The 25,763-nt window shown below is 71.6% G+C and carries 28 protein-coding genes; 12 read left to right on the forward strand and 16 right to left on the reverse strand.

Features of this window, described 5'->3' with window-relative positions; translation table 11 throughout:
• Positions 1-4 precede the first annotated feature (4 nt).
• Both Dfulv_RS09235 and Dfulv_RS09240 read left to right on the forward strand, forming a co-directional pair.
• Positions 5-1,600, forward strand: a complete 1,596-nt coding sequence (locus Dfulv_RS09235) for a hypothetical protein (protein WP_259862238.1) — start codon at positions 5-7, stop codon at positions 1,598-1,600.
• A gap of 99 nt (positions 1,601-1,699) precedes the next feature.
• Positions 1,700-2,062, forward strand: coding sequence for a hypothetical protein (locus Dfulv_RS09240; protein WP_259862239.1), 363 nt, complete (start codon positions 1,700-1,702; stop codon positions 2,060-2,062).
• Between the two features lie 38 nt (positions 2,063-2,100).
• Here Dfulv_RS09240 and mug read toward each other — a convergent pair whose 3' ends face one another.
• Positions 2,101-2,703 carry a G/U mismatch-specific DNA glycosylase gene (gene mug / locus Dfulv_RS09245; protein WP_259862240.1) on the reverse strand — a complete coding sequence of 201 codons (603 nt, stop codon included), beginning with the start codon at positions 2,701-2,703 and terminating at the stop codon, positions 2,101-2,103.
• A 110-nt stretch (positions 2,704-2,813) separates the two neighbouring features.
• Between mug and Dfulv_RS09250 the strand changes: the two genes are divergently transcribed.
• Complete coding sequence (locus Dfulv_RS09250) at positions 2,814-3,233, forward strand: RidA family protein (protein WP_259862241.1); 420 nt, start codon at positions 2,814-2,816, stop codon at positions 3,231-3,233.
• Between the two features lie 22 nt (positions 3,234-3,255).
• On the opposite strand, the gene Dfulv_RS09255 is transcribed toward Dfulv_RS09250, so the two are convergent.
• On the reverse strand, positions 3,256-3,639 hold the full coding sequence (locus Dfulv_RS09255) for a histone-like nucleoid-structuring protein Lsr2 (RefSeq protein WP_259862242.1): 384 nt from the start codon (positions 3,637-3,639) through the stop codon (positions 3,256-3,258).
• A 624-nt stretch (positions 3,640-4,263) separates the two neighbouring features.
• Here Dfulv_RS09255 and hrpA point away from each other — a divergent pair.
• Positions 4,264-8,124 carry an ATP-dependent RNA helicase HrpA gene (hrpA, locus tag Dfulv_RS09260; RefSeq protein ID WP_259862243.1) on the forward strand — a complete coding sequence of 1,287 codons (3,861 nt, stop codon included), beginning with the start codon at positions 4,264-4,266 and terminating at the stop codon, positions 8,122-8,124.
• Here hrpA and Dfulv_RS09265 read toward each other — a convergent pair.
• The 5 genes from Dfulv_RS09265 to Dfulv_RS09285 all read right to left on the reverse strand — a co-directional run bounded on the left by Dfulv_RS09265 (position 8,094) and on the right by Dfulv_RS09285 (position 13,785).
• Entirely contained in the window at positions 8,094-9,404 is a 1,311-nt protein-coding gene (locus Dfulv_RS09265) for an MFS transporter (RefSeq protein ID WP_259862244.1), read from the reverse strand. The genes hrpA and Dfulv_RS09265 overlap by 31 nt on opposite strands.
• 74 nt (positions 9,405-9,478) lie before the next feature.
• On the reverse strand, positions 9,479-10,540 hold the full coding sequence (locus Dfulv_RS09270; RefSeq protein WP_259862245.1) for a hypothetical protein: 1,062 nt from the start codon (positions 10,538-10,540) through the stop codon (positions 9,479-9,481).
• Between the two features lie 45 nt (positions 10,541-10,585).
• Positions 10,586-11,641 (reverse strand): cytochrome d ubiquinol oxidase subunit II, encoded by a 1,056-nt coding sequence (locus tag Dfulv_RS09275; RefSeq protein WP_259862246.1) that lies wholly within the window; start codon positions 11,639-11,641, stop codon positions 10,586-10,588.
• Position 11,642: 1 nt separating this feature from the next.
• Positions 11,643-13,070 carry a cytochrome ubiquinol oxidase subunit I gene (locus Dfulv_RS09280; protein ID WP_259862248.1) on the reverse strand — a complete coding sequence of 476 codons (1,428 nt, stop codon included), beginning with the start codon at positions 13,068-13,070 and terminating at the stop codon, positions 11,643-11,645.
• A gap of 169 nt (positions 13,071-13,239) precedes the next feature.
• Positions 13,240-13,785: a hypothetical protein gene (locus tag Dfulv_RS09285; RefSeq protein WP_259862250.1), complete on the reverse strand. Its 546-nt coding sequence runs from the start codon at positions 13,783-13,785 to the stop codon at positions 13,240-13,242.
• A 121-nt stretch (positions 13,786-13,906) separates the two neighbouring features.
• Here Dfulv_RS09285 and Dfulv_RS09290 point away from each other — a divergent pair, with 121 nt between their 5' ends.
• On the forward strand, positions 13,907-15,244 hold the full coding sequence (locus Dfulv_RS09290) for a hypothetical protein (protein ID WP_259862252.1): 1,338 nt from the start codon (positions 13,907-13,909) through the stop codon (positions 15,242-15,244).
• 10 nt (positions 15,245-15,254) lie between these two features.
• Here Dfulv_RS09290 and Dfulv_RS09295 read toward each other — a convergent pair whose 3' ends face one another.
• From Dfulv_RS09295 to Dfulv_RS09310, 4 genes are read right to left on the reverse strand one after another with little or no spacing between them, the layout of a single operon-like run.
• Positions 15,255-15,818: a GNAT family N-acetyltransferase gene (locus tag Dfulv_RS09295; protein WP_259862254.1), complete on the reverse strand. Its 564-nt coding sequence runs from the start codon at positions 15,816-15,818 to the stop codon at positions 15,255-15,257.
• A gap of 36 nt (positions 15,819-15,854) precedes the next feature.
• Positions 15,855-16,880, reverse strand: a complete 1,026-nt coding sequence (locus Dfulv_RS09300) for an NADP-dependent oxidoreductase (RefSeq protein WP_406568009.1) — start codon at positions 16,878-16,880, stop codon at positions 15,855-15,857.
• Positions 16,881-16,891: 11 nt separating this feature from the next.
• Positions 16,892-17,308 (reverse strand): organic hydroperoxide resistance protein, encoded by a 417-nt coding sequence (locus Dfulv_RS09305; protein WP_259862256.1) that lies wholly within the window; start codon positions 17,306-17,308, stop codon positions 16,892-16,894.
• Positions 17,309-17,322: 14 nt separating this feature from the next.
• Complete coding sequence (locus Dfulv_RS09310; RefSeq protein WP_319805781.1) at positions 17,323-17,817, reverse strand: MarR family winged helix-turn-helix transcriptional regulator; 495 nt, start codon at positions 17,815-17,817, stop codon at positions 17,323-17,325.
• Positions 17,818-17,920: 103 nt separating this feature from the next.
• Between Dfulv_RS09310 and Dfulv_RS09315 the strand changes: the two genes are divergently transcribed.
• A complete protein-coding gene (locus tag Dfulv_RS09315; RefSeq protein WP_259862257.1) occupies positions 17,921-18,547 on the forward strand; it encodes a DUF998 domain-containing protein in 627 nt (208 codons plus the stop codon).
• On the opposite strand, the gene sigJ is transcribed toward Dfulv_RS09315, so the two are convergent.
• Together sigJ and Dfulv_RS09325 are read right to left on the reverse strand one after the other, a co-directional pair.
• Positions 18,537-19,379 carry an RNA polymerase sigma factor SigJ gene (gene sigJ / locus Dfulv_RS09320; RefSeq protein WP_259862258.1) on the reverse strand — a complete coding sequence of 281 codons (843 nt, stop codon included), beginning with the start codon at positions 19,377-19,379 and terminating at the stop codon, positions 18,537-18,539. The two genes, Dfulv_RS09315 and sigJ, sit on opposite strands and share 11 nt — an antisense overlap.
• On the reverse strand, positions 19,376-19,831 hold the full coding sequence (locus Dfulv_RS09325; RefSeq protein WP_259862260.1) for a carboxymuconolactone decarboxylase family protein: 456 nt from the start codon (positions 19,829-19,831) through the stop codon (positions 19,376-19,378). The genes sigJ and Dfulv_RS09325 overlap by 4 nt, the downstream gene beginning before the upstream one ends.
• A 109-nt stretch (positions 19,832-19,940) precedes the next feature.
• Between Dfulv_RS09325 and Dfulv_RS09330 the strand changes: the two genes are divergently transcribed.
• The gene (locus Dfulv_RS09330; RefSeq protein WP_259862261.1) at positions 19,941-20,417 is read left to right on the forward strand and encodes a hypothetical protein; all 477 of its coding nucleotides are present in this window, start codon (positions 19,941-19,943) and stop codon (positions 20,415-20,417) included.
• A gap of 9 nt (positions 20,418-20,426) precedes the next feature.
• Here Dfulv_RS09330 and Dfulv_RS09335 read toward each other — a convergent pair whose 3' ends face one another.
• Positions 20,427-20,807 (reverse strand): hypothetical protein, encoded by a 381-nt coding sequence (locus tag Dfulv_RS09335; protein WP_259862262.1) that lies wholly within the window; start codon positions 20,805-20,807, stop codon positions 20,427-20,429.
• 120 nt (positions 20,808-20,927) lie between these two features.
• Between Dfulv_RS09335 and Dfulv_RS09340 the strand changes: the two genes are divergently transcribed.
• Positions 20,928-21,962 carry a calcium:proton antiporter gene (locus tag Dfulv_RS09340; protein WP_259862263.1) on the forward strand — a complete coding sequence of 345 codons (1,035 nt, stop codon included), beginning with the start codon at positions 20,928-20,930 and terminating at the stop codon, positions 21,960-21,962.
• A gap of 12 nt (positions 21,963-21,974) precedes the next feature.
• Here Dfulv_RS09340 and Dfulv_RS09345 read toward each other — a convergent pair whose 3' ends face one another.
• A complete protein-coding gene (locus Dfulv_RS09345) occupies positions 21,975-22,184 on the reverse strand; it encodes a hypothetical protein (RefSeq protein WP_259862265.1) in 210 nt (69 codons plus the stop codon).
• 253 nt (positions 22,185-22,437) lie between these two features.
• On the opposite strand from Dfulv_RS09345, the gene Dfulv_RS09350 reads away from it, so the two are divergent.
• The 3 genes from Dfulv_RS09350 (at position 22,438) to Dfulv_RS09360 (ending at position 23,984) form a co-directional block, all read left to right on the forward strand.
• The gene (locus tag Dfulv_RS09350; RefSeq protein WP_259862267.1) at positions 22,438-22,854 is read left to right on the forward strand and encodes a hypothetical protein; all 417 of its coding nucleotides are present in this window, start codon (positions 22,438-22,440) and stop codon (positions 22,852-22,854) included.
• A gap of 70 nt (positions 22,855-22,924) precedes the next feature.
• Positions 22,925-23,533, forward strand: a complete 609-nt coding sequence (locus Dfulv_RS09355) for a trimeric intracellular cation channel family protein (RefSeq protein ID WP_259862268.1) — start codon at positions 22,925-22,927, stop codon at positions 23,531-23,533.
• 85 nt (positions 23,534-23,618) lie between these two features.
• Complete coding sequence (locus Dfulv_RS09360; RefSeq protein ID WP_259862269.1) at positions 23,619-23,984, forward strand: VOC family protein; 366 nt, start codon at positions 23,619-23,621, stop codon at positions 23,982-23,984.
• Positions 23,985-23,990: 6 nt separating this feature from the next.
• Here Dfulv_RS09360 and Dfulv_RS09365 read toward each other — a convergent pair whose 3' ends face one another.
• A complete protein-coding gene (locus Dfulv_RS09365) occupies positions 23,991-25,175 on the reverse strand; it encodes a hypothetical protein (protein WP_259862270.1) in 1,185 nt (394 codons plus the stop codon).
• A gap of 153 nt (positions 25,176-25,328) precedes the next feature.
• Between Dfulv_RS09365 and Dfulv_RS09370 the strand changes: the two genes are divergently transcribed.
• Positions 25,329-25,763 (forward strand): cupin domain-containing protein, encoded by a 435-nt coding sequence (locus Dfulv_RS09370; protein ID WP_259862271.1) that lies wholly within the window; start codon positions 25,329-25,331, stop codon positions 25,761-25,763.

Raw genomic sequence — 25,763 nt, forward strand, 5'->3', positions numbered from 1 at the left:
ATACGTGAGACGAACGGCGCTGCTCTCAGTCGTGCTCACCTTCGCCACCGCCGCCGCCGTGCCGGTCATGTCCGGTACCGCGCACGCCGACCCCACCCCGCTGGTCGACACCTACAAGGACTGGATTCTGCAGACCCACGACGGCGTCCGCAACGGGCTCCGCAGGGACCTCAACTACGTCTACGGCCCCACGCTCGTCGTCAACGGGTCGGCCTGCACGCAGGCGGCCCCCTGCGTGGTCGGCGGGCCGACCCAGAGCACCGCCGCCTGCAAGTCCCTGCGGTTCCTCTCCGTCTATTTCGCACAGCGAGCGGCATATGAGAGCCGGTCGCTGTCGAGCATCGAGACCGGCGTCGTCGACGAGTTCGCGACAGCGGTCCTCGCCTACCGCTCGCCGGCGAACCCGGCCACGCCGAAGATCTTCGACGAAGCGATCGCGAGCGCGCTCGGCTCCGGCACCCGCTACTACACCTCCTTCGGCAACGCGGCCTGCGGTGAGGCGCTGCTCGCGGCGTACGAGGTCACCGGCGACCCCGACTACCTGACGGCCGCGACCGGAATCGGCGAATTCCTCCTGCGCATGCAGGATCCACGCGCCTACTACGCCGCGTACGGGGCACATCCGTTCGTCGACGCCACCGGCGCACCGACCACGCCGCCCGGCGGGTACGTCGACCAGATCTCCAGCGCCAGCAACCTGTACGCCACGATCTCCACCTGGAACCTGACGGCGGTCTCCTTCCTCCAGCGGCTCGAAACGGTCGTGGCGCCGCCGGACAACCGGTACGCCGACTCGGCGGACCTGGCCGTCCAGTTCCTGTACGACGGGCTTGACCTGGGTGCCGACTGGTACACGTTCAAGTTCGACTCGCCGGTGACGGCGCAGAACCGCATCGTGGCGGCGTCGTCCTACAGCGCCAACTGCCAGGACAACCGGTGGCACCGGAAGGGTTCCTGCGCCTACACCACCACCGGCGAGATCGCGGCCGGTACCCTCGGCACCGACATGATCGAGTACGGTCTCGCCGCACTTTACGACTACAAGCACCAGCTCAGCGGGGCCACCGCGGCAGCGACCGCGGTCGCGGATCTGTACGAGCGGTACACCCGCCTGCCCGGCTATCACACGGCGTCGGCCAAGGACCCGCTCGACTGCGTCGACGACACCCGCGCCGGAGCCGTCGACCCCTACTATCCGCCCGACAATCAGGGTGCGACGCCCTCGGGTGACGTCTGGGATTACGACCCCCATCTGTCATTCGGCGGATTCTTCCGGCTCGGCACCACGACCAACAACGCCGAGGCGAAGTACTACGACATCGTCGGCTTCGGCATCCTCGCCAGGGTTCGTGACGCGCTCGTACCCGCCAAGTTCGCCCACGGCTATGCGCGCCTCGATGCCACCGATCGGCAGGACGCGCTCTTTGCCCTCCTGGACCGGACACTGGAGCGGATGTACCTGCCGGGCGCGGACTCCGACGACTTCGACGGCGACGGCGACGTCACGGAGTCGATCTGCACCGGCACCCGAGGCACGCTCCCGAACGCCGTCAACGGCCTGGGCATCCTCGACACCCTCGGTTACGCCGGCACCCGGTAGCCCGACCGCGAGCGCACCTCCGGCGGCGGGCCGTCCATCGGCCCGCCGCCGACGAGGTCGGGGCGGTGGTTCGACGCTGCGCTCGGTAGGGTCGCGTCCATGGCGTTGTTCCCGTCAGAGTCCGCCGATACGTCCGCTGCGGGCGAGGCCGCCGCGGTGCTGCGCGAGTTCGTCCAGCGCATCGACGCGTTCGACACTCCCACTCCGGATGCCGCGACCGTCGTCGAGATCGCGGTCGGCGGTCAGGTGGTGGGACTCCGGCCGCCGGTCGTGCGGGCGTTCGCCGAGGCGCTGCGGACGTATCAGGATCCGCGCGATCGCGGCACGTGCGATCACTGCGGCGGCCCGCGCCTCGACGACAACTTCATATGTGCGGACTGCGGCCAGTCGAGCGGCGTCTTCGGCCAGCTGCTCCGCGAACGCGCCGCCCGGTACGAGCCGCCGGACGAGCTGCCCGGCTGACGGCGGGACTGAGTCCTCGTCGCTGCGGGTCGCGGCGCTCAGCCGGCGGCGGCCTCGCGCAGGCGGGCGAACTCGACCGCCAGCTTGTCCAGCGTGAAGTGGGCGTTGAGGCCGCTCGGGTTGGGCAGGATCCACAGCCGGGCGCCGGCGAACTCCTGCTCCTGCGGTCCGACCTGCACGTGCTGCGCGGTGAAGGCGGTCCGGAACGCGGTCACGCCCAGCACCGCCAGCCAGCGCGGGGCGAACCGGCCGACCTTGTCGCGGAGGATCTCGCCGCCCGCGGTCAGCTCCGCGCGGGTCAGCTCGTCGGCGCGTGCGGTGGCTCGGGCCGCCAGGTTGGTGATGCCCAGCCCGTATTCGAGGAGCAGCTCCTGCTCGTCCGGGCGTAGCTGCCGGGGTGTGAAGCCGCCGAGATGCAGGGCGGGCCAGAACCGGTTGCCGGGGCGGGCGAAGTGGTGACCCGTGGCCGCGGACCACAGGCCGGGATTGATGCCGCACAGCAGGACGTCGAGGTCGGGGGCGATGACGTCGGGGAGCAGCCTGTCGGCGGCCGCGAGCAGCTCCTCCCGGCCGAGCCGCACACGGGGCCGGTCGTCCCGGGTGTCGCCGCTGGTCCCGCTCCGGTGCACTGTCGACGCCATGCCGACAAGGATGCCAGGGCCGCCGGGAGCGACCGGCGCAGTGGAAGGTGCCGTCCGACGAGGTCGGCCTGCCGCGCCGGCTCGGCCGTCTGCCGACTAGCGTCTGAGGCATGGGTGAGCGGCGGTTGATCTCGAGCGGGTCGACGTTCGAGAAGGAGATCGGGTATTCGCGGGCGGTCGTCGACGACGACTGGGTGCACGTGTCGGGCACGACCGGCTTCGACTACGGCGCGATGACCATCGCGGACGACGTGGCGGAGCAGGCCGAGCAGTGCTGGCGGAACATCGACGCGGCCCTGCGGGAGGCGGGGGCGAGTGTCGGTGACGTGGTCCGGGTGCGGTACCTCCTGCCCGACGCCGCCGACTTCGAGCCCTGCTGGCCGGTGCTGCGCCGCTGGCTCGGCGACGTGCGGCCGGCGGCGACGATGCAGGTCTGCGGCCTGTCGGACCCGCGGATGCGGATCGAGATCGAGGTGACGGCCCGTCGTACCGGCAGCCGGGTAGCGCCAGGCCTCGGCTGGCCGCGGTAGTTGTTCGGGCCGCACCGGGCGGTCACGAGCCGTCGCGGGTGGTCTGCTGTCCGTGACGCTCGGCTTCGTACTGGCTGACCAGCTCGTGGCTCATCCGTCCGCGGTCGGCGACGTCGAGGCCGTGGCGCTGCCCCCATTCGCGGATCGCGCGGTTGCGTTCCCGGCTGACGCGCCTGGAGTCGCGCTCCGGCAGGTACGAGCGGCCCCGGCTGGTCCCTGCGACGCCGCCGCGGCCTACCTTGCGGGCGACGGTGACATACGGTTCCAGCGACTCGCGAAGCAGGCGGGCGTTTGCCGTCGACAGGTCGATCTCGTACCGGATGCCGTCGAGTTCGAAGGTCAGGCTCTCGTCCGCCGACCCGCCGTCCAGGTCGTCGACGAGGGTATGGATTACGCGCCGAGCCATGGTTCTTCCCTCTCCAGCCGGTACCCCGGCGATCACGCTGCTTGCTTCGGTTCAGGGAAGGAGCGATCTTCCCGGCCGGGTTGTTACTCACAGCTCGCGGGGGACTGCGGAGACAGCGCTACAGCGGGCAGGTGTGACCGGCCGCCGTGCCGCACGGCGTTCGAGCGGGGTGATGGCGTTGTGCCTGGTGGACCGCGCTCTCGGTGGTGGGCGGTGTGACGTTCGTGGCAGGAGTGACGACGCGACGAGCCGTCCGAACGGGCGGCGGGCAAAATCACCAGGCAATCGTGGCGATGCGTGCCTATCCTTGCGAGCGTTATGTCTGAGGTGCCCCGACACACCGGCCCGAGCCGTCCCGGCAGGCCGAACAAGGCCGCCGCGCGGAGCCAGTCCGGCAGCTCCGGCCATGCCGACGGCCACTCCACCACGTCCGGTCACCCTGGCGGTTCCGGCCATCCCGGTGGCTCTGGCCATCCCGGTGGTTCCGGCCAGCCGGGCGGTTCCGGTCAGCCCGCCGCGCGCGGCCGGTCCGGACGCGGCCGGTCCGGTGGACGCGGCCAGACCGGCGCACCGGGTCAACCGGGCGCACTCAGCCAGGCCGACGCAGCCGCCCACTCCCGCACGTTGAGTGAGCTCCGGGCCCGGCTGGCCGGCCTGATGCCGCTGGACCAGCACCGGCTGCGCCGGCGGATCGACGGGGCGAAGAAGTCCCACCACGTGCAGGCCATCGCCGAGGCGATCCGCGCCGACGTGGAGCGGGCCGAGCAGCGGGTCGCCGCCCGCCGCGCCGCCGTGCCCGAGGTGAGCTATCCCGAGCAGCTGCCGGTCAGCCAGCGCAAGGACGAGATCCTGGCGGCGATCCGGGACCACCAGGTCGTGATCGTCGCGGGTGAGACCGGCTCGGGCAAGACGACGCAGCTTCCGAAGATCTGCCTGGAGCTGGGCCGGGGCGTAACGGGACAGATCGGCCATACGCAGCCGCGCCGGATCGCCGCCCGTACCGTCGCGGAGCGGGTCGCCGAGGAGCTGGGCACCCAACTGGGTGAGACCGTCGGGTTCAAGGTGCGGTTCTCGGACCAGTCCGGCGACCAGACGATGGTCAAGGTGATGACGGACGGCATCCTGCTTGCCGAGATGCAGCAGGATCGGCTGCTCCACCAGTACGACACCCTGATCATCGACGAGGCGCACGAGCGCAGCCTCAACATCGACTTCATCCTCGGGTACCTCAAGCAGCTGCTGCCGCGCCGCCCCGATCTCAAGATCATCATTACCTCGGCGACGATCGACCCCGAGCGGTTCTCCCGCCACTTCGGCGACGCCCCGATCGTGGAGGTGTCCGGCCGCACGTATCCGGTGGAGGTCCGGTACCGGCCGATCGAGGCACCCGACGAGGGTGAGGACGACGTCGACCAGTTCGACGCCATCTGCAACGCCGTCCAGGAGTTGCAGGCCGAGGGGCCGGGCGACGTTCTCGTGTTCCTCAGCGGCGAGCGGGAGATCCGCGACACCGCCGACGCCCTGGCCCGCCTCGACCTGCCCAACACCGAGATCCTGCCGCTGTTCGCGCGGCTGTCGTTCGCCGAGCAGCACCGGGTCTTCCAGTCGCACGCCGGGCGCCGGATCGTGCTGGCGACGAACGTGGCGGAGACGTCGCTGACGGTGCCCGGCATCAAGTACGTGATCGATCCCGGCACGGCGCGGATCTCGCGGTACAGCCACCGCCTGAAGGTGCAGCGGCTGCCGATCGAGCCGATCTCGCAGGCGTCGGCGAACCAGCGGAAGGGCCGCTGCGGGCGGACCTCCGACGGCATCTGCATCCGCCTCTACAGCGAGGAGGACTTCGAGGCCCGCCCGGAGTTCACCGACCCGGAGATCCTCCGGACGAACCTGGCCTCCGTCATCCTGCAGATGATCTCGCTGGGCCTCGGCGACCTGGCCGCGTTCCCGTTCATCGACCCGCCGGACCGCCGCAACGTGACCGCCGGTGTGCAGCTGCTCGAGGAGCTGGGCGCGCTGGAGAGCGGCGGCGGTGCGGACGGCCGGCGCCTCACCCAGCTGGGCCGGCGGCTGTCGCAGCTGCCGGTCGACCCGCGGCTGGCCCGGATGGTGCTGGAGGCGGAGCGCAACGGCTGTGTCCGCGAGGTCATGGTCATCACGGCGGCGCTGTCGATCCAGGATCCGCGCGAGCGCCCGGCGGACAAGCAGGCCCAGGCGCAGCAGCTGCACGCCCGCTTCGCCGACAAGGACTCCGACTTCGTCGGCTACCTGAACCTGTGGAACTACCTGCAGGAGAAGCAGAAGGAGCTGTCCAGCAACCAGTTCCGCAAGCTGTGCCGGGCCGAGTTCCTCAACTACCTGCGGGTCCGCGAGTGGCAGGACATCTTCAGCCAGCTGCGCTCGGTGTTGCGGACCATGGACGTGTCGGTGAACGAGGAGCCGGCTTCGCCGTACCAGATCCACGTCTCGCTGCTGTCGGGCCTGTTGTCGCACGTCGGGCTCAAGGACGCCGAGAAGAACGAGTACCTCGGCGCGCGCGGTGCACGGTTCGCGGTGTTCCCCGGCTCGGCGCTGTTCCGCAAGACGCCCCGCTGGGTGATGGCCGCGGAGCTGGTGGAGACGACCCGGTTGTGGGCGCGGGTCGCGGCCCGGATCGAGCCGGAGTGGATCGAGCCCCTGGCCCAGCACCTGGTGAAACGCAACTACAGCGAGCCGCACTGGGAGAAGAAGGCGGCCGCGGTCATGGCGATGGAGAAGGTGACGCTGTACGGCGTGCCGATCGTCTCCTCGCGGAAGGTCAACTACGGCCGGATCGACCCGGTGCTGTCACGGGAGCTGTTCATCCGGCACGCGCTCGTCGAGGGCGACTGGGAGACCCACCACGCGTTCTTCGCCGAGAACCGGCGTCTGCTCGACGAGGTCGAGGAGCTGGAGAACCGGGCCCGCCGCCGGGACATCCTGGTCGACGACGAGACGCTGTTCGAGTTCTACGACCAGCGGATCGCGCCGGAGGTCGTCTCCGGCCGGCACTTCGACAGCTGGTGGAAGAAGACCCGCCGCGACCAGCCGGACCTGCTGACCTTCGACCCGGCGATGCTCGTGAACGCGGGCGCGGACGCGGTGCGGCAGGAGCAGTACCCGGACGCGTGGGAGCAGGACGGGCAGCGGTTCCGGTTGACGTATCAGTTCGAGCCGGGCACCGACGCGGACGGCGTCACCGTCCATATCGGACTGCCGCTGCTGGCCCGGGTGCGGGACGCCGACTTCAGCTGGCAGGTGCCGGGCCTGCGCGAGGAGCTGGTGACGTCGCTCATCAAGTCGCTGCCGAAGGCGCTGCGCCGCAACTTCGTCCCCGCCCCGGACACCGCTCGTGACGCGCTGGCCGGCATGCCGGTCCGCGAGGGACATCTGCTGGATGAGCTGGAGCGGGAGCTGCGCCGCCTGACCGGCGGGATCACGGTGCCCCGGGAGGCGTGGGACTGGAGCCGCGTCCCGGAGCACCTGAAGATGACGTTCCGGATCATCGACGACGCCGGTGCCGTGCTCGCGGAGGACAAGAACCTGGAGGAACTGCGGACCAGGCTGGCGCCGAAGGTGGAGGAGACGGTCGCCGAGGCGGCCGTGGACGTCACCCGCAGCGGCTTGACCTCGTGGGACTTCGGGGAGCTGCCGCAGACGCTCTCGCGGAAGGTGGCCGGGCACACGCTGACGGTGTATCCGGCACTGGTCGACGAGGGCACCTCGGTCGCGATCAAGGCGTTTGACCTGCCGGCCCGCCGGCAACTGGAGATGTGGGCCGGGACCCGCCGCCTGCTGTTGCTGACCCTGCCCCCGGCGGCGAAGTTCGTCCAGGGCCGGCTCTCCAACGAGGCGAAGCTGGCGCTGAGCCGCAACCCGCACCGCAACGCCGTCGACCTGCTCGACGACTGCGCAGCGTGTGCCGTCGACCAGCTCATGAGCGACGCCGGCGGCCCGGCGTGGGACGCGGCAGGGTTCACGGCGCTGCGTGACCGTGTCCGGGCCGATGTGGTCGACCTGACACTCGACGTGGTCGGCAGCGTGCGGAAGATCCTGGCCGCCGCGTACGACGTGGAGCAGCGTCTTGCCCGCACCAAGAACCCGCTGCTGCTGCCGGCGCTGACCGACATGCGCCAGCAGTTGGCGAAGCTGGTGTACCGCGGGTTCGCCACCGACACCGGCTGGCAGCGCCTGCCGGACCTGGAGCGCTACCTGCGCGGCATCGAACGGCGCCTCGACAAGGTGCCGACCGACCCGGCCCGCGACCGGGACCGGATGCTCACCGTGCAGGAGGTGCAGCGGGAGTACGACGAGCTGGCGGCCAGCATGACGATGTCACCGCAGCTGCGCGAGATCCGCTGGATGATCGAGGAACTGCGGGTGGGCCTGTTCGCGCAGGCGCTCGGCACCGCGTTTCCGGTCTCCGACGTGCGCATCTACCGGGCGATGGACGCGCTCTCCGGCTGACCGTCGTCAAACGTCTCGCCGGAACCGCCGGCGGTGCCGCCGCCGGCGCCGGCCGCCGGGCGCTGCCGGACGACCGGGGCGAGGATCGCGACGACCGCCGCCAGCCCGGCGAGCGTGAGCAGCGCGTTGCCCATCCCGACCACGTCGGCGAGCGCCCCGATCAGCGGCGGCCCGACCAGGATCGAGCCGTAGCCGATGCTCGTCACCAGCGCGATCGACTCCGCCGGCCGGTCCGTCTCGCCGGCCGCGCTCACCGCCGCCGGGAACACCAGGCAGATGCCGGCGCCCCACAGCAGCGCCCCGGCGTACGTGAGCGGCACCCACGGCGACAGCACCGTCAGGAGCACACCGGCAACGCCGAGGAACCCTCCGATCCGCACCGCAGTCGCCCTTCCCAGCCAGCCCGCCAGCGGGGTGCCGAGGAACCGCCCGACGGTCATCGCCGTGGCGAAAACGGTGTAGCCCAGCGCCGCGGACGCCTCCGACAGGCCGCGGCCGGTGTCGAGGTACAGCGCGAGCCAGTCCGCGGCGGCGCCCTCGATGACGCTCGCGCACAGCGTGAGCGCCCCGACGAGCAGCAGCGCCGGATTCGTGGCCACCCGCTTCCGGCGCCGTTCGCCAGGCTGTTCACCGGCCTTGAGCCGGCCTGGGCCGCCCTGGTCGCGGTGGTCGGCCCGCTCGTCGACATACCCCAGCAGCCCGACGTACGTGACCACGGCCGCCCCGACGGCGGCGATCGTGAAGTGCATTCCGATCGGCACGTCGTTGCGGGCGGCGAGCGAGCCCAGCGCGGCACCGGCGATCGAGCCGAGGCTCCAGCACGCGTGGTAGCGCGGCATCCACTCCCGCCCGGCCCGCCGGTCGACGGCGCTGCCCTGCACGTTCATGGAGACGTCCCACGACCCGTAGACGAGGCCCAACCCGAAGAGCACCACTCCCAGCTGCACCAGGTTGTCCGCCAGCCCGACACAGCCGAGCACCACGGCGGCGACGAACGCGGTGATCGCCACCCACGTCCGGCTCCCGACCCGCCGGCAGATGTGGCCGGTGACCGGCATGGACAGCAGCGACCCGATCCCGAGCGCGAGCAGCGCCCGCCCCAGCTCACCGGCGGTGACGTCGAGCTGCTTGACGATGGCCGGGATGCGGGACACCCAGGTCCCGAGCAGCGTTCCGCTCGCGGTGAACACCAGCGCCGTGCCCAGTGCGGCGGTCCTGAGCGATCGGTGCTGCTGTGCTGCGTCTTGCCGGGCGGTGGGTTCCTGATCGGGCGGCGCCATCGCCCCATCCTGCCCGTAGCCTCCCCACGCGGCTACCCGGTTCACGTTCCGTGGCTGCCGCGACACGGCGGCGCTCAGATGTCGTCGGGCCGCCGGAAGATGACCGTCTGGTCGTTGCCGCCCGGGCCTGCCTGCGGCGGCACCGGCGGCCGGTGCGGTGCCACCGGCGGCACACCCGGAGCCGGTGGCTGGGGCGCCGGGCTGCCGTAGGTCGACCCACCGGCGGGCGGGCTCGCGAAGACGGTGGTGGCACCGGACTGCGCGCCGAAGCCGGGGTTGTCCTGCACGTGCCGGCCACCGCCATACGTCGAGCCGTAGGTGGTCGAGCCATACGTGGTCGGCGTCGGCGTCCCGTAGGCCTGCGCCGCGTGCCCCGCGGGTGCCGGCACCGCCGGGTGCATGCCGGTGTCCGACTCCTCGCGGTCCTTGCGGCGGAAGTAGAAGAGGCTCCCGACGAGGCCCAGGGCCGCCAGGATCGCCACGATGCCGATCCAGAACCCGAAGGACCGGCCGCCGCTGTCGCTGGTTTTGGTGGTCGGCGGGTCCTCGGCCTGCGGGATCGCGCCGTTGCCCGCCTCCGGCGGTGCGATCACGACGTCCGAGGCCGTGTCCGTCGGTTCTGCCGACGCCGAGCGCGACGCCCGTCCGGACGGCGACTTGGTCGCCGACGGTCCACCGGCGACCCGCACGGCGAAGGTGTCGTTGCTGTTCCCCGGCCGCACGGTGACCCGGCCGCTGGCGTTGCCGCCGGACTTGAGCACGATCCGGAACGATCCGCGGACCGTCTTGCCGGCCTTGATCTCGCCGGACGGGTGGCAGTTGACGGCCCGCCCGCTGCTGATCGCCCCGCACTCCGGCCGCGGATAGTCGGCCGGGTCGAGCTGTGCGTTCGACGGCACGACGAGCGCGATGACAACGTCGTCGGCGGCGACGGGCTCCTTGCCGCGGTTGGTGATCTCGTAGCCGATCGAGACCTTGTCGCCGGGCTTGCCCTGCACCTCGCGGCTGGCCTTGATCTCCAGGCCGGTGGGTGCCGCGAGCGCGGGGGAGGGGCCGGTGATCAACACGAGCCCGCCGGTGGTGGCGGCCATGCCGAGAGCCGCGACGGCAGTCACCGTCGCGCGCCAGCGCCGCACGTTCCGAACGTTACCCATAGCTCCGGCGGAGACTAGCAGCATTCGTCAACCCTCGCCCCCGTGCTGTGATCCGGATCCGGACTGAGCAGCGGATTCGGGGGATGGTCGTGCCGGGGTCTGGGACAGTCGGAACAGCCACCACATCGACGGTGTCAGGATGGCGGCGCCGACGAGCACCGACCACAGCGTGGCGCGCATCACCGTGGGCGTGGCGGCGACGGATCTCACAGTGGTCGACGGCGGGAGCATGTACGGGTATTGCGCCGCCGCCCACCCCCACAGCACGGCGGCGACGGCGAGCCCGCCGGTGATGCGCACGGCGATGTAGCGGCCGAGCGCGAGCAGTGCGATCGACGCGAGCCCGGCCACGGCGGACGCGATGATGAGCGTGGCCGGCAGCGGCCGCCAGATGCGCCCGGCGAGCCAGTCGGCGTCCAGTGCGACCACGACCAGCCCGATCACGGCGAGGACCCCGACGCCGGCTCCGGCCCGGAGCGCCCGGTGACGCATCGCCGGTACCAGCTCCGGGTCCACCCGTTGTGCGTCGAAGGTGAGGAACACGGCGGCGAGGTAGGCGCACACCCCGACGGCGAGGACGCCGGTGGCGACCGAGGTCGGGTTCCACCACGAGGTGAGGAGGGGGCCGCGGCCCTCGCTGAAGGGTGGCACCCGGCCGGACGCGATGCCGCCGGCGACGGCGCCGAGGAAGAACGGCGTCACCACCGACGAGAACGCGAACAGCGCGCCGAACACCTCCTGGAGACGCAGCGTGACGCTCGTCTTGCGGAACGCGAACCCGGCGCCGCGTCCGATGATGCCGAGCGCGGCGCCGGTGAGCGGGATGTACATGGTCGAGGCGATAGCTGCGAACACGGACGGGAACCCGGTCCACAGCAGCACGATCGTGAAGATGAGCCAGACGTGGTTGGCCTCCCACACCGGCCCGATCGCGTGCTCGATGAGCTTGCGCTGCCGGTAGCCGGAGCGGGCGCCGCCGGCGAACAGGTCCCAGAACCCGCCGCCGAAGTCGGCGCCGCCGAAGAGCGCGTAGGCGGTGAGGGCGGCGAACAGCACCGCGAGCAGGATGTCGGCGGCGGTCATGTCACGGCACCGGGAAGGTCTCGACGTCGGACTCCTGCGGTGCGACCGGCACGGGCTTGTCGCGGGCCAGGCGCCGCAGCACAAAAACGGTGGCGGCGGTCAGCAGCGCGTAGACGATGAGGATGACGGCGAGCCCGACGCGCAGCCCGGGTGCGGTGTTGACGGCGTCGTGGGTGCGCAGGATGCCGTAGACGACCCAGGGCTGGCGGCCGACCTCGGTGGTGATCCAACCGGCCTCGAGGGCGAGGACGGCGGCCGGGCCGCAGAGTCCGGCGGCGCACAGGAACCAGCGGTTGGTGAGCCACCCGCGGCGCCACTTCCAGATGAACCCGAACAGGATGGCGACGGCGAGCATCGCGAACCCGGCGGCGACCATGAGCTGGAACGACCAGTGGACGATGTTGACCGGCGGGCGCTGGTCGGGCGGGACGGTGTTGAGGCCGATGATCTCGGCGTCGGGGTTCCAGTGCGCCAGCAGCGACAGGGCGTTGGGGATCTCGATCGCGTAGCGCAGCTCGCCGTCGACGGCCACGCCGCCGAGGTGCAGGGGCACGCCGCGCTGGGTCTCGAAGACGCCTTCCATCGCGGCGAGCTTGATCGGCTGGTAGTCGGCGACGAAGTGGGCGGCCCAGTCGCCGACCACGACCTGGACCGGCGTCAGGACGGCGGCGACGGTGAACGGGACGAGGAAGCCCAGGCGGTGGTACCGGTCGGTGCGTCCGCGCAGCATGCCGACCGCGTAGACGGACGCGATGCAGAAGCCGGTGACCATGAACGCGGCGACCATCATGTGCACCGACTGCGGCGCGGTGGCCGGGTTGAACATGGCGGCCCACGGGTCGACCCCGACGATCCTGCCGTTGACCAGGTCGAAGCCCCGGGGCTGGTTCATCCAGGCGTTGGCGCTCACGACGAAGAAGGTGCCGGCGACGCCGGCGATGAGGATGGGCACGCCCGACCAGATGTGCACGCGCGGGGGGAGCCGGTTCCAGCCGTAGAGGTAGATGCCGAGGAAGATCGCCTCGACGAAAAACGCGAATCCCTCGAGGGTGAACGGCAGGCCGATGACCTGGCCGTACGTCCCCATGAGCCCGGGCCAGAGCAGGCCCATCTCGAAGCTGAGGATGGTGCCGGAGACGGCGCCGACGGCGAACAGCACGCCCATGGCGCGCGCCCACCGGCGGGCGAGCAGCCGGTAGTTGAGGTCGCCGGTGCGGTGGCCGCGCCACTCCATGAACAGGGTGATGGCGGGCATGGCGACGCCGAAGCTGGCGATGATGATGTGCCACCCGAGCGAGAACCCCATCTGGGTCCGTGCGGCGGCGAAGTCCCCGGGCGTCGCGGCCTCGGCGAGGACGCCGGGCCCCGCCAGGAACGACAGCGGCGGCAGAGCTTCGACAAGGCTTCGGAAAAGCGATCCCGAAAGCAATTCAGAAAGCAATCCCGAAAGGGATGCGGACAGGTGTTCCACGAGGCGCCCCCCATCGACGGCGTGGTGTGCCTGGCTCCGCTTCTATCCCCGGCCGTGGGGAACATGCCTGACGGTCCGGCGAGATCGGGCCGTTGCCCGTGTTCGGGGCAATTCCGGCGATCCGGAGCTACACCTCCGTGGGTGGTGCCGTGAGGTTGGCCAGGGCCAGCAGCAGCACGATGATCACGAACCCGACGTAGACCAGCCGCCGCCGGCGGAGATTCTCGTAGGCATGCCACCAGGCGATCGCCGCCTCGCACACCGGCCCGGCGACGAACGCGCTCGACCGGCTCTTGCGTGGGATGACGATCGGCGCCAGCCGCACCGCGTTGCTGACGTAGACGCGGCGGGCCGGCGGCTCCTCCCGCCGCTCCGGGGTGACCATGATCTGCAGGTCGTCGTCGCCGGCGGTCGACTCGTCGAGGAAGAACCGCTCCGAGCGGCGGGCGAACACCCGGCCGAGGAACACGTCGGCGGCATCGGCCTGGCCGAGCCGGGTGCGCTGCAGCTCCAGCCACGCCCACCGGGTCGCCACGTCGGTGAGAACGTCGACGCAGAGCTGGTCGGCCTCCTCCTCGCCGCCCACGACACGCGTCGCGTCCCGCCGCAACGGCTCCAGGTGCCGGGAGACGAATGCGACGTATCCGGCCGGCGGCTCGGAAGTCATCCGCATGCCCTTATCGTCGCGCCCCGGACCGGTGTCGCGCCAGAGCGCCGGCACCACGGCCGGCGCGCTCCGCGGGCACACCCACACGCACCGTCGACCGTTGCGGGCGGATGGCATGATCGGCCCCGTGGGCTCCGCGTTACCCGTGGGCCGGGAGATCCTCATCCCCGGTGAGCTGTCGGTCGCCATCGACGAGGGTGGGATCCGCACGGCGTCGGGCATGCTGCCCGCGCTGGTCTACACGACCGAAGGCCTGGAGCGGTACGGCCAGCGCGAGATGGTCTTCGCCGTGGCGCGGACCGGCGCGCCCGCGCCGGGGTACCCGTTGACGATGGCCCGCACCGTGCACGGCTTCGCCGCCGAGGGGCGGCTCGTCGACGCCGGCGACGTCAGCGTCTTCGGCCGCCCCGGCCTCGACATCGACCACCGGGTGACCGGCTTCGTCTACGCGCAGGCGCCCGCCGACCTGCAGTCCACTGTGGATCTGGACCGCCCGCCGCTGATCGCGCTGCCGCTCCTCGACGGCGAGACGGCGGTGGTGCAGCGGTTCGGGCACGCGAGGGTCCTGTCGCTGCTCGGCGCGCAGGAGCGCTACTACCCGCACCCCTGGTGGTTCCGGCCCGGCCGGGAGCCGGTCGTCGACGACGCCGGATTCCGCGCCGCGACCCTGCTGTCCCAGGCGCCCGCCTACAACCTGCCGTTCCTGCGGGTCGTTCACGACGGCGACCGGCTGGAGCTGTCCGTCCCCGCCGCCGAACTGCCGTCGCTGGCGGAGGCGATGCGGGAGGCACCGGACATCTGCGCGTACCTCCCCGGCCTGGCCGGCACCCCGAAGACGTACGTGTGGGCGCCCGGCCAGCAGGGCCCGGCCGCGATCGTCGCGCCCGGCGGCGAGCCCGCGGCGCGCCTCGGCTGCAACTTCCTGCTCGTCGTCCGCGGCAGCGTCGAGCCGACCGCCCGGCAGGTCGAGGACGGCTTCGCGGTCCTGCTCACCGGCGCGATGCACGCCCGGCTCCTACAGGCCGTCGAGGCCGGCCGCCCGGTCGAGATCGGCCTGCCCGACGGCGCCGTCGGTGTGCTCGCGTTCCGGCTCGAAGACGCCACCCCGGCGATCGCGCCCCGCGTGGCCGCGCCGGACCCGCACGACCGCGGCCGGATCGTCCTGCTGACGAGCGAGGAGCAGCTGCGCCGCGCGACGACCCCGGCCGAGCTGGGCGACTTCGTCGACCGCGCCCGGCTCGTCGTGCACCGGCTCTTCACCGGGGTCCGGCACGCGACGGAGGAGCTGATGCTCGAGTTCCACCTGGCGCCGTCCCGCCCGGTCGCGGTCCGCATCATGGCCCGCCCCGAGGCTCCGCCCCGCGAACTGCAGGTCGTGCTGGAGCGGCAACTGGAGGCGCTGGCACCCCCGACGATCCGCTACACCGAGGTCGCCTTCCAGCTCCACCTGGAGATCCGGCGTTAGGCGACTCGTGCTACGAGACCGGGCGGCGCAGGCGGTAGAGCACGTGCGGGGCCAGCGGATGGCCGGCGTCGAGGCTCGGGTGGATGAAGTCGTCGGCGGGGTCGTACGTCATCCCGATCCGGCGCATCACCGCCTGTGACGGCGTATTGGTGACGGCCGTCATCGACACGATCTCGTCCATCCCGGCGCCGCCCGGCCCACCGCCGGCACTCCTGCCGGCGGGCCGGAAGGCGAAGTCGCGGGCCGCGACCGCCGCCTCGGTCGCGTATCCCTTGCCCCAGGCCCGCCGGGCCAGTCGCCAGCCGATCTCCAGCGCCGGAGCCCACGGTGTGTCGATCCGCTGCCAGGCCAGCCCGACGAACCCGATGAACGGGTCGTCGGCCGTGGAGACGGCCCACAGCCCGTAGCCGTACTCGTCGAACTGCCGTTCGATCCGGTCCACGAGCACGTCGCTCTCAGCGCGGGTCAGGGTCCGTGGGAAGTACCGCATCACCTCGGGATCCGCGTTCAACGCCGCGAACGGCGCGCGGTCCTCGTCGGTCCACCGGCGGAGCAGGAGCCTCTCGGTACGCACCCCGCCAGCCTGCCAAACGAGCGGCCGCCCGTCATCTCAGACCTGTTCCACCGGGTCGGCCAGCCGGACGATCATCTTGCCGACGTTCTCGCCGCGCAGCATGCCCAGGAACGCGTCGACGGCGTGGCCGATGCCGTCGACGAACGTCTCGGACACCTTGACCTTGCCCTCCCGCAGCCAGCCGCTCATCTCCTCGACAAACGCCTGCCGCCGGTTCCAGTGATCCATGACGAGGAACCCGTGCAGGCTCACCCGCTTGCTGATCAGCAGGCTGAGGTTGCGGATGCCATACGGGTCGGGGCTGTTGTACTGCGAGATCGCGCCGCAGACCGCCACCCGCCCGTGCAGGTTCATCCGGAACAGCGCCGCCTCCAGCTGCTCGCCGCCGACGTTGTCGAAGTAGACGTCGACGCCGTCCGGGGTGAGCTGCTTGAGCTGGGTGCGGATCGAGCCCTCCTTGTAGTTGAAGGCGCCGTCGAAGCCGAGCTCGTCGACGAGGTACCGCACCTTCTCCGGCGATCCGGCGCTGCCGATGACCGTCCGGGCGCCGCGCAGCCGGGCGATCTGCCCTGCGAGCGAGCCGACCGCCCCCGCCGCGCCGGAGACGAACACGTTCTCGTCGGGCCGCATGTGCGCCACGTCGAGCAGCCCCGCATAGGCGGTGAGGCCCGGCATGCCGAGCACGCCGAGGTACGCGGAGGCGGGCGCGATCGTCGTGTCCACGGCCCGGGTGTGCCCGGCGGCGAGGACCGCGTACTCCCGCCAGCCGAGCCCGTGCAGGACGCTCGTGCCGACCGGCACGTCCGGGCTCTCCGACGCGACGACGGTCCCGACCGCGCCGCCCTCGAGCGGCTGGTCGACCTGGAACGGCGCCACATACGACGGCACGTCGTTCATCCGGCCGCGCATCGCCGGGTCGACCGACATGACCTCGTTGCGGACCACGACCTGCCCGGGGCCGGGCGCCGGGACGCCCTCCTCGACGAGCCGGAAGTCCTCGGGCGACGGGAAGCCGGCCGGCCGGGCCGCGAGCTGCCAGACCCGGTTGACCCCGCCGCTCACCCCGCCGGCACTCATGCCACGTCCAGGGTGACGTCGATGTTGCCGCGGGTGGCGTTGGAATACGGGCAGACCTGGTGCGCGGCCTCGGTCAGCTGCAGCGCTGTCTCCCGGTCCGTCCCCGGCAGGGTCACGGTGAGGGCGACCTGCAGCCCGAACGCGCCGTTGCCGATGCTGCCGAGACCGACCCGCGCCTCGACGACCGAGCCCTCGACGTCGACCTTGGCGCGTCGCGCGACCACCCGCAGCGCGCTGTGGAAACAGGCCGCGTATCCGGCGGCGAACAGCTGCTCCGGATTGGTCGCGCCACCGGCGCCGCCCAACTCCTTCGGCGTCGCCACGTCGAAGTCGATGATCCCGTCGGAGCTGGCGACGTGACCGTTCCGGCCGTCGCCGGTGGCCGTGACGTCAGCCGTGTAGAGCACCTGCATCGATCTCTCCTTGCTTACGAGAACACCGCGTCGCGGGACTCCGCGTCGCGGGAGGCTTCACCAGCGTCACCGGCTCCACCGGACAGCTGGTCCAGGGCGGCGGTGAGCCGCGTCAGGGTGGTGCGCAGCTCGGCCAGCTCGCGGGCGTCGAGGCCGTCGGCGCACAGCAGCCGGGCGGGCAGGTCCGCGGCCCGGATGCGCAGTGCCGAGCCCGACGGGGTGAGCCGGACGGTGACCGAGCGCTCGTCGTCGGCGCGCCGCTCCCGCCGCACGAGGCCGGCCGCCTCAAGCCGCTTGAGCAGCGGCGACAGGGTGCTGGACTCCAGCCGCAGCGCGGCGCCGAGGTCTTTGACGGTCTGCCCGTCCCGCTCCCAGAGGGCGAGCAACGCGAGGTATTGCGGGTAGGTGATGCCGAGCTCGTCGAGCAGCGGCCGGTATCGCGCGGTGACCGCACGCGTGGCCGAGTACAGCGCGAAGCAGACCTGCCGGTCCAGCGGGAGCACATCCACCCGGCCACGGTAGCGCACGATTCAGTCGTGTGCGATCGAACTGCGAGCCACTGACACCTCGACCGGTGGCGTCAAGCCGGCCCACCCACGGCATACTCACCCGGTGCGCAGGGATTTCGTGGCACCGTTCGCGCTGTGGTCCGCGGCCGCCACCCCGGTCCTGCTGATCGGCGGCTGGACCGTCGCCGCAGCCCTGCAACCCAGCGGCGCCAGCGAGGGCGAGACCGGGCACTACGACTCCCTCCACGACACGATCAGCGCTCTCGCCGGGCAGGGTGCCGCGTACCGCTGGGTGATGACGGCCGCGCTGCTCGGTGTCGGGCTCTGCCACTGCGTCACCGCCCTCGGCCTGCGCCCGCTCGCCACCGCGGCCCGGGTCATGCTGGGTGCCGGCGGCGTCGCCACGATGCTGGTCGCCGCGTTGCCCGTGCCGTCGACCGGCGAGTCGGGGGCACACCAGACCGCCGCCACGATCGCCTTCGCCTGCCTCGCCCTGTGGCCGGCGCTGTGGCGCCGCCCCGGCGGCGGCCCGGTCCAGCCGTCGGCGCCGGTCATGCTCGGCGGCGCGCTCCTGCTCGTCGCCCTCGTGTTCGGCTTCGCGATCGCGCTCGGCACCGGCACCCTGGTCGGCCTGGCCGAGCGCGTCGCGGCCGGTGCCCAGGCCACCTGGCCGCTCGTCACCGTGCTCCTGCTGCGCCGCCACGCCGGCCAGCCCGCCGTCATCCCCTGACCGCGGCCGCCGCGAAGGTCGCGAGCTTGTCCGGGTTCGCGACGAGGTATACGTCGTGGACGCGCCCGTCGACGACGGCGATGCTCAGGGAGTACCGGTGGTGGCCGTCGACGAGCAGCCCCGGCTCCCCGTTGAGCTCGATCGCCGACATGCCGGCCATCCGCCCCGCGACCGCGATGCAGAAGCGGATCGTCTTCGCCCGGCCGAAGATCGGGTTGCGGGCCGCCCGTGCCTTGCCGCCGCCGTCGCTCCACACCACGACGTCGTCGTGCAGCAGGCGCTCCAGCCGTTCGACGTCACCCTCCCGGGCGGCGGCGACGAACCCGTCGAGCAGCCGCGCGTGCTCCGCCGGGTCGGTGGGGAACCGGGGCCGGCCGCCGATCGCGTCGCTCGCCCGGTGGTGCAGCTGGCGGCAGTCGTCGGCGCCGCGGCCGAGGATGGCGCCGATCTCGCCGTACGGCAGCCCGAACGCGGTGTGCAGCACGTAGACGGCGCGCTGCGGCGGGGTGAGCCGCTCCATCAGGTGCAGGACCGCGATCGACAGGTCGGAGGTGTCGACCGCCCCGAACGGCGACGGCGCCGTCGACACCGGCTCCGGCAGCCAGGTCCCGACGTACTCCTCCCGCCGTGCCTGCCGCGACCGCAGCACGTCGAGCGCGAGCCGCGCCACCACCCGCGTGAGGTAGCGGCGCGGCTCCGCGACGTCGGACCGGTCCGCCCGGGTCCAGCGCAGATACGCCTCCTGCAGCACGTCCTCGGCGTCGTGGACGCTGCCCAGCAGGCGGTACGCCAGCCCGTACAACATCGGCCGGTGCGCGACGAACTCGGTCATACGGTCGGCGGCTGCATCCTGGTCGAGACGACGAGACGGTTCCACACGTTGATCGTCGCAATCGCCATGAGCAGGTTGAGCACACCGGCCTCGCCGAAGTGCTTGACGGCACCGTCCCAGACCTCGTCGGGCACGCCGTGCTCACCCAGCCGCGTCACCGTGTCGGTGAGCTCCAGCGCGGCGCGCTCCCGCTCGTCGAAGAACGGCCCCTCGCGCCAGGCCGCGACCGCGAACAGCTTGCGGCTGTCCGCGCCGTCGGCGAGCCCTTCCCGGCTGTGCATGTCGACGCAGAACGAGCACCCGTTCAGGATCGACGCCCGCAGCTTGATCAGGTGCAGCAGGTCCCCGTCGACGTTGGCCCGGATGTACTTCTCCAGGCCGGACACGGCCTGGTAGGCGGCGGGGCTGACCTCGTTGATGTTGATCCGCGGAGTGTTGAGATGTTGTGTCATGCAGTCACGACGGCGCAGCCCCGGCGAAACGTGACAGCGCGGCCTGTGTCCTGCGCCACCCCGCTCCCGGCGCTCGGGTGCCGAACCCGGAGGCGCTAGGGTTCGTCCGGTGACGACCACCAGCTGGCGGCACCTGCCACCACCCGCCCGGGCCATCGCGACCGCCGCCACCGCCGCCGTCGACGCGGCCCGTGAGCGCGACAAGGACGCGTTCGAGACGGCCGCCGAGCAGCTCGGCGCGCTCGACGCGGAGCAGGTCGGCCTGGTCCTCGGTGTTGTGGTCCGCAGCCTGCTCGAAGATCTCCACCCGGACGGTCTCGACGGCGACGACATCCGCGCCGCGCTCGAGCGGGCGGTCCGCTCCGCCGGCGAGTGGCAGGACGTCGATCCGCAGGTCATGGTCGTGCTGCTGGTCGGCGCCCTCGGCGTCCACGAGCAGGGCGACGACGACCAGCGCCCGTCGCCGCGGGACCTGGCCAGGCACGCGCCGCTGCTCGTCGCGGACCTGCTGGGCCACCGCTCCTTCGCCACCTACCTCGGCAACGCCTTCACCGAGATCGAGCGCTCCCAGGTCCACGACGTCTAGGACGCCGGCCTACCGGGTCCGGAACCCCTCGCGGAACCGCCGGAAGAACCCGCCCTCCTGCGGCAGCGGCGGACCGGCCGGCGGCGCCGCCGCCCGCTGCCGGGCGATCGGCTGGTCGTAGTCGGTCCGCGCGATCGCGTCGACGACCTGCGCCTCCGTGAAGTGCTCCGACCCCTCGATCATCGGCACGAAGCCGACCAGCATGCCGTCGCGCATCACCTGCGCCTCCAGCCCCGCGGTGCCGTCGGTGTCCCACACCGCGACGCGGCCGTCGAACAGCGTCACCCGTACGCCGAACTGGGACAGTCCGGCCTTGGCCAGCTCCAGGTGGGCGGGCACGCCGCGTTCGCGCAGCGCATCGACCACCCTGCGCGCCTCGTTCTCGTCCATGGGGGAAAAGCTAACTCGGATCCCTGTGAGCCGGCTGTAACTGCCCTGTATGCAACCTACGCTCGGATTGTGGCTCTCCGTACTTGGCCGGTTGCTCGACTGCTGCTGAGGTGGCCGGTAGTGGTTCCACCGGTCGCCACCGTGGTCCTCCTGGCGACATGGGGCCGCAAGCCGCACGGCATGGTGCTGGTCCTCGTCGCCGTCGCTCTGGTCGCCGCGGTCGTGGCCGCCGTGCACCACGCGGAGGTGGTGGCGCACCGTGTCGGCGAGCCGTTCGGCACGCTCATCCTCGCCGTCGCGGTCACCGTGATCGAGGTCGGCCTGATCCTGATGCTGATGACGACGCCGGGTCGCCCGGCGGACGCGCTCGCCCGCGACACGGTCTACTCCGCGTTCATGATCGTGTGTAACGGGGTGCTGGGCCTGTGTCTGCTGGTCGGCGCCCTGCGACATCACGAGATCGAGTTCCGCGTCGAGGGCGCGACCGGCGCTCTGGCCACGCTAACCTCACTGGCCACACTGAGCCTGGTCCTGCCCGCCTTCACCACGTCGTCGCCCGGCAACAGCTACTCGGGTCCGCAGCTCGCGTTCGCCGGTGTCGCCTCGCTCATCCTCTACGCCGTGTTCGTCTTCGTGCAGACGATCCGGCACCGCGCGGACTTCGTGCATGACCATGATCTGCATGGGGTGCGACCTCGGGGCATGGTCGCGCTGGCCAGCCTCGGCCTGCTGGTGATCTGCCTCGTCGACGTGGTCGGCCTGGCGAAGACGGAGTCCCCGGCCATCGAGCGTGGTGTGGAGAACCTCGGCGCCCCGCAGTCCGTCGTCGGTGTCGCGATCGCGCTGCTGGTCCTGCTGCCGGAGACCACGGCGGCGGTGCGGGCGGCGGCCGCCAACCGGGTGCAGACCAGCTTCAACCTGGCCCTGGGCTCCGCCCTGGCCAGCATCGGCCTGACCATCCCGTCGATCGCGGTGGCCGCCCACCTGCTCGATGTACGGCTGACCCTCGGCCTGCCGGCGAAGGACCTCGTCCTGCTGGCCCTGACGGTCGTGGTCAGCGTGATGACCGTCGCGCAGGGCCGGGCCACCCTGCTCCAGGGCACCGTCCACCTGGCCATCTTCGGCGCGTTCGTCTTCCTGGCCTTCAGCCCTTAGGGTGCGGGAGCGCTACTTCGAAGGCTCGGGGAGATCGCAGTTCATCTTGGGGTTGACCCCGAGGTAGTTGAGCGGACCGGCAATGATCGTGACGACGATCGTTCCGGCCTTCGCGCAGTTGGTTTCGTCGCCGTCGAAGTATCCGCGCTGGCCGGCCGCGATGACACCGATGATCAGCCAGATGACGAGGATGACCCCGCCGATCGAGGACCCTCTGCCCACAGCTTGCCTCCTTGGTCCGCATCCGTCTGCACTACCCGGTCGACCCCTGTTCGGCCGACATCGAATCGACGGTTGAATACCCCGCAGCCCGTTGCGGGCAAACCTGGCGCTCCTCCGCTCCGGCCGCGACTGCCGGTGACGCGGATCGCTTTTGCTGTCGGCTTGGCAGCAAAGGGGGAGTGAAGCGGAGCCGCGACCCCATAACGTTCCTGATCGTTGCAGCACACCTGAACGTGATTGGGGCACAACCGATATGAGTGACGACTACTCCGGCTTCACCGCGGACGTCGACGGCGACGGCGTCGAGGACCCGGCCGAGATCTACACCCTCGACGACGGCAGCAACGTGATCGTCGCCGACACCGACGGTGACGGCGAGGCCGACTACGCCGCGCTGGACTCCGACGGCGACGGCCGGTACGAGCTAGCCTACGACGCCAACACCGGCGAGACGATCGACCTGACGTCCGACGACCTCGTCGACTACGGCGCCGACTACGACGGCTCCGGCGGCAACCTCGACGGCGACGTCGTGAACGCCGAGGCCGGCGACACCACCACCGACACCGCCACGACCGGCGACAGCGGCTCCTACTACGACGCGGCCGCGGTCTCCGACATGCTGGCCATGCAGCACGAAACCTCGATGGCCGTCATCAACAACATCTGAGGCCGGTATACATGATGCGCGGCACCCGGCGAAGGGTGCCGCGCATCGCTGTCCGTACCGAGGGATCCAGGTGTCATCGCTCAGCCTTCTGCCCGTCGTCGACCTCATCGGCATCGCCGTCTTCGCCGCCTCCGGTGCGGTCGCCGGCGTGGCCAAGCGGCTGGACCTCTTCGGCGTCATCTTCGTCGGCTTCACCGCGGCCCTCGGCGGCGGCATCCTCCGCGACGTCTTCATCAACGTGCAGCCGTTCGCGTTCGTCGACTGGCGGTATGCCGCGGTGGCGGTGGTCACGGCCGCCGCGACGTTCTGGCTCCACCCGGCGGTGAGCAAGCTGCGCTGGACCGTCCTCGTGCTCGACGCGGCCGGCCTGGGCCTGTTCGTGGTGACCGGCACGTTGAAGGCGCTCGACGCCGGCGTTCCGGCGTTCGGCGCCTGCATCATCGGCATGATCACCGGCATCGGCGGCGGCCTGGTCCGCGACCTGCTGACCGGCGAGATTCCGACGGTGCTGCGCCGCGAGATCTATGCGGTCGCGGGCCTGTGCGGCTGCGCCTCCGTCGCCACGCTCGACGCGCTGGAGGTCCAGCGGCCGCTGGGCATCATGCTGGCCGCGACCTTGACCTTCGTCCTGCGTATGGTCGCCATCCGGCGCAACTGGTCCGCCCCGACCGCCTCGTGACGGTCGCCGCCGCCCGCGGACCCGCACGACTGAATCCCGAACGATCCTGACATGAGGTGGCAGGAATAGGTGCCAGGATGCGGGCATGACTGGATTCGCGAGCCTCATCATGGTCAACATCGACTGCGCCGAACCGCCCGTCCTCGCCACCTTCTACAGCGAGGTCCTCGGCTGGGACGTCACGCACAGCCAGGACGAATACGCGATGATCAGTGACGGCAGCACGTCGATCGGCTTCGGCCAGTTGCCCGACTACACCGCGCCGACCTGGCCGGAGGGCCCGACACCGAAGCAGTTCCACCTCGACTTCTACGTCGACGACCTGGCCGACGCCGAGGAGCGGGCGCTGAAACTCGGCGCCACCAAGCCCGACCACCAGCCCGGCGGCGACCGCTACGTCGTGCTGCTCGACCCGGCGGGCCACCCGTTCTGCGCCTGCCTGCGCAGCTGACGGACGCTACTTCGTGAGACTCGACGCCTGGACCGACGGGGGCCGGGCGCCGAGGAAGTAGATGCCGGGGAAGCCCGGCGTCTCGAAGCCGGCGCTCGGGTTCTTCCGCAGGGTCGAGTTCTCGAGCGACATGGTGCCGGTGCGGTCGTTGCTGACGAAGAAGACCGCACCGCCACCCTCGTTCGCCTTGTTCTGCTCGACCAGCGTGCCGGCGAGCCGCACGGTGAACCGGTTGCCGTCGCAGTAGATCGCGCCGCCGCTGCCGCCGCCGGGTGTGCCGGCGCGGGCCGGGTTCGCGCCCCGCCCGACCGCCGAGTTGTACGAGAGCACGCTGTTCAGCACCACCCACGACACCCCGATGCTGCTCAGCGCGCCGCCGTTCGCGCAGACCCCGCCCTGGCCCGCCGCACCGCCGAACGTGCTGTTCACGACGTACACGGGTTGGTTGTGGTACTGGCTGAGCACGCGAACGGCAGCCCCGCCCAGATCCGGCCCGGTGCCGTCGCAGCGGTTGCGCACGAACCGCGAGTTGACCACCTTGAACCGGCCGCCCCGCACGAGGATCGCCCCGCCGCCACCGCCCTCGGTCTTGTCGCCGGTCGAGTTGCCGTCGGCGAACGTCAGGTTCTGCACGGTCAGTTGCGGCGTCTCCTGGTCCTGGCAATGGCTGGTGGTCCAGCCGAGCGCCTGGTCGCACGTGTTCATGTAGAGGATGCGGCGCTTCCCCTCGCCGCTGAGCGTCACCATGCGCCCGCCGTCGAGCACCACCTTGCCGCCCGCCACCGCGTTGCGGACCTTCGCGGTCGCCTTCATCGTGATCGTGACCGGCGCCGGGCCGCACGAGAACGTGATGATCCCGCCGGCCGCCACGGCGGAGACGACCGCCTCGGAGGTGCAGCTCGCCGCCGTACCGTTGCCGATCACGCGGGTCGGGCGCGAGGTGTCGACGGCCTGCGCCTCGGCGGGGACGCTCGCCTTCCCGTTCGGGTTGCCCGGCACGGGCAGCTTGGCCGCACCGGCACTCGCGCTCGGCCCGGCCGACGCCGAGGGCCCCGGCGACGCCGGCTGCCCGCTCGCCGCCACGCTCGGCTCGCCGCCCAGTGCGCGCCCCGCGTTACCTTCGGTGGGGCCGTCGCCGCACCCGGTCACCGCAAGCGCGATGACGACCAGCAGTGCCCCGAAGCGTCGCATCCGGCGATGGTAGTCCCGGGTGCGGACCCGGAGTTCGATGCGCCTACAGCCGGCTCAGTTCGAACCTCCAGCCTCACGCCACCCGGCACGACAAAGGCCCGCACCGGCGGGCACCCGCCGTTGGGCGGAGGGGCGGGCCGCTACGTTTGGCGCATGACCACACGACCGCCGCTGGCCGAGCAGCTCGACATGCAACCCCACCCCGAGGGCGGCTGGTTCCGCGAGACCTGGCGCTCGCAGGTGAGGTTCTCGCCGGAGGGGTACGACGGCCCGCGCAGCGCCGCCACCGCGATCTACTTCCTGCTGCACCCGGGCGAGGAGTCCGCGTGGCACGTGGTGCGCTCCGACGAGCTGTGGTTCTGGCACTCCGGCGGCCCGCTGGAGCTGCGCCTCGGCGGCTCCGGCGACGCGCCCGGCGAGGGGCCGGCGGCGGTCCTCGGCGCCGACGTGGCCGCCGGCCAGCGCCCGCAGGTGCTGATCCCCGCGGGCGTGTGGCAGGCGGCCACCCCGATCGGCGCCGAACCGGTGCTCGTCAGCTGCGTCGTCGCGCCCGGCTTCGACTTCGCCGACTTCCGGCTGGCCCACTAG

It is taken from the genome of Dactylosporangium fulvum, from assembly GCF_025137375.1.
In the GTDB taxonomy this organism is placed as follows: Bacteria; Actinomycetota; Actinomycetes; order Mycobacteriales; family Micromonosporaceae; genus Dactylosporangium; species Dactylosporangium fulvum.

Bases quoted from the DNA above. Each gene is read 5' to 3' on its own strand.
- Dfulv_RS09240 (WP_259862239.1), top strand. From the start codon at position 1,700: ATGGCGTTGTTCCCGTCAGAGTCCGCCGATACGTCCGCTGCGGGCGAG.
- mug (WP_259862240.1), bottom strand. From the start codon at position 2,703: ATGGCGTCGACAGTGCACCGGAGCGGGACCAGCGGCGACACCCGGGAC.
- Dfulv_RS09250 (WP_259862241.1), top strand. From the start codon at position 2,814: ATGGGTGAGCGGCGGTTGATCTCGAGCGGGTCGACGTTCGAGAAGGAG.
- Dfulv_RS09255 (WP_259862242.1), bottom strand. From the start codon at position 3,639: ATGGCTCGGCGCGTAATCCATACCCTCGTCGACGACCTGGACGGCGGG.
- Dfulv_RS09265 (WP_259862244.1), bottom strand. From the start codon at position 9,404: ATGGCGCCGCCCGATCAGGAACCCACCGCCCGGCAAGACGCAGCACAG.
- Dfulv_RS09275 (WP_259862246.1), bottom strand. From the start codon at position 11,641: ATGACCGCCGCCGACATCCTGCTCGCGGTGCTGTTCGCCGCCCTCACC.
- Dfulv_RS09285 (WP_259862250.1), bottom strand. From the start codon at position 13,785: ATGCGGATGACTTCCGAGCCGCCGGCCGGATACGTCGCATTCGTCTCC.
- Dfulv_RS09305 (WP_259862256.1), bottom strand. From the start codon at position 17,308: ATGCAGGTGCTCTACACGGCTGACGTCACGGCCACCGGCGACGGCCGG.
- sigJ (WP_259862258.1), bottom strand. From the start codon at position 19,379: ATGACCGAGTTCGTCGCGCACCGGCCGATGTTGTACGGGCTGGCGTAC.
- Dfulv_RS09325 (WP_259862260.1), bottom strand. From the start codon at position 19,831: ATGACACAACATCTCAACACTCCGCGGATCAACATCAACGAGGTCAGC.
- Dfulv_RS09335 (WP_259862262.1), bottom strand. From the start codon at position 20,807: ATGGACGAGAACGAGGCGCGCAGGGTGGTCGATGCGCTGCGCGAACGC.
- Dfulv_RS09350 (WP_259862267.1), top strand. From the start codon at position 22,438: ATGAGTGACGACTACTCCGGCTTCACCGCGGACGTCGACGGCGACGGC.
- Dfulv_RS09360 (WP_259862269.1), top strand. From the start codon at position 23,619: ATGACTGGATTCGCGAGCCTCATCATGGTCAACATCGACTGCGCCGAA.
- Dfulv_RS09365 (WP_259862270.1), bottom strand. From the start codon at position 25,175: ATGCGACGCTTCGGGGCACTGCTGGTCGTCATCGCGCTTGCGGTGACC.
- Dfulv_RS09370 (WP_259862271.1), top strand. From the start codon at position 25,329: ATGACCACACGACCGCCGCTGGCCGAGCAGCTCGACATGCAACCCCAC.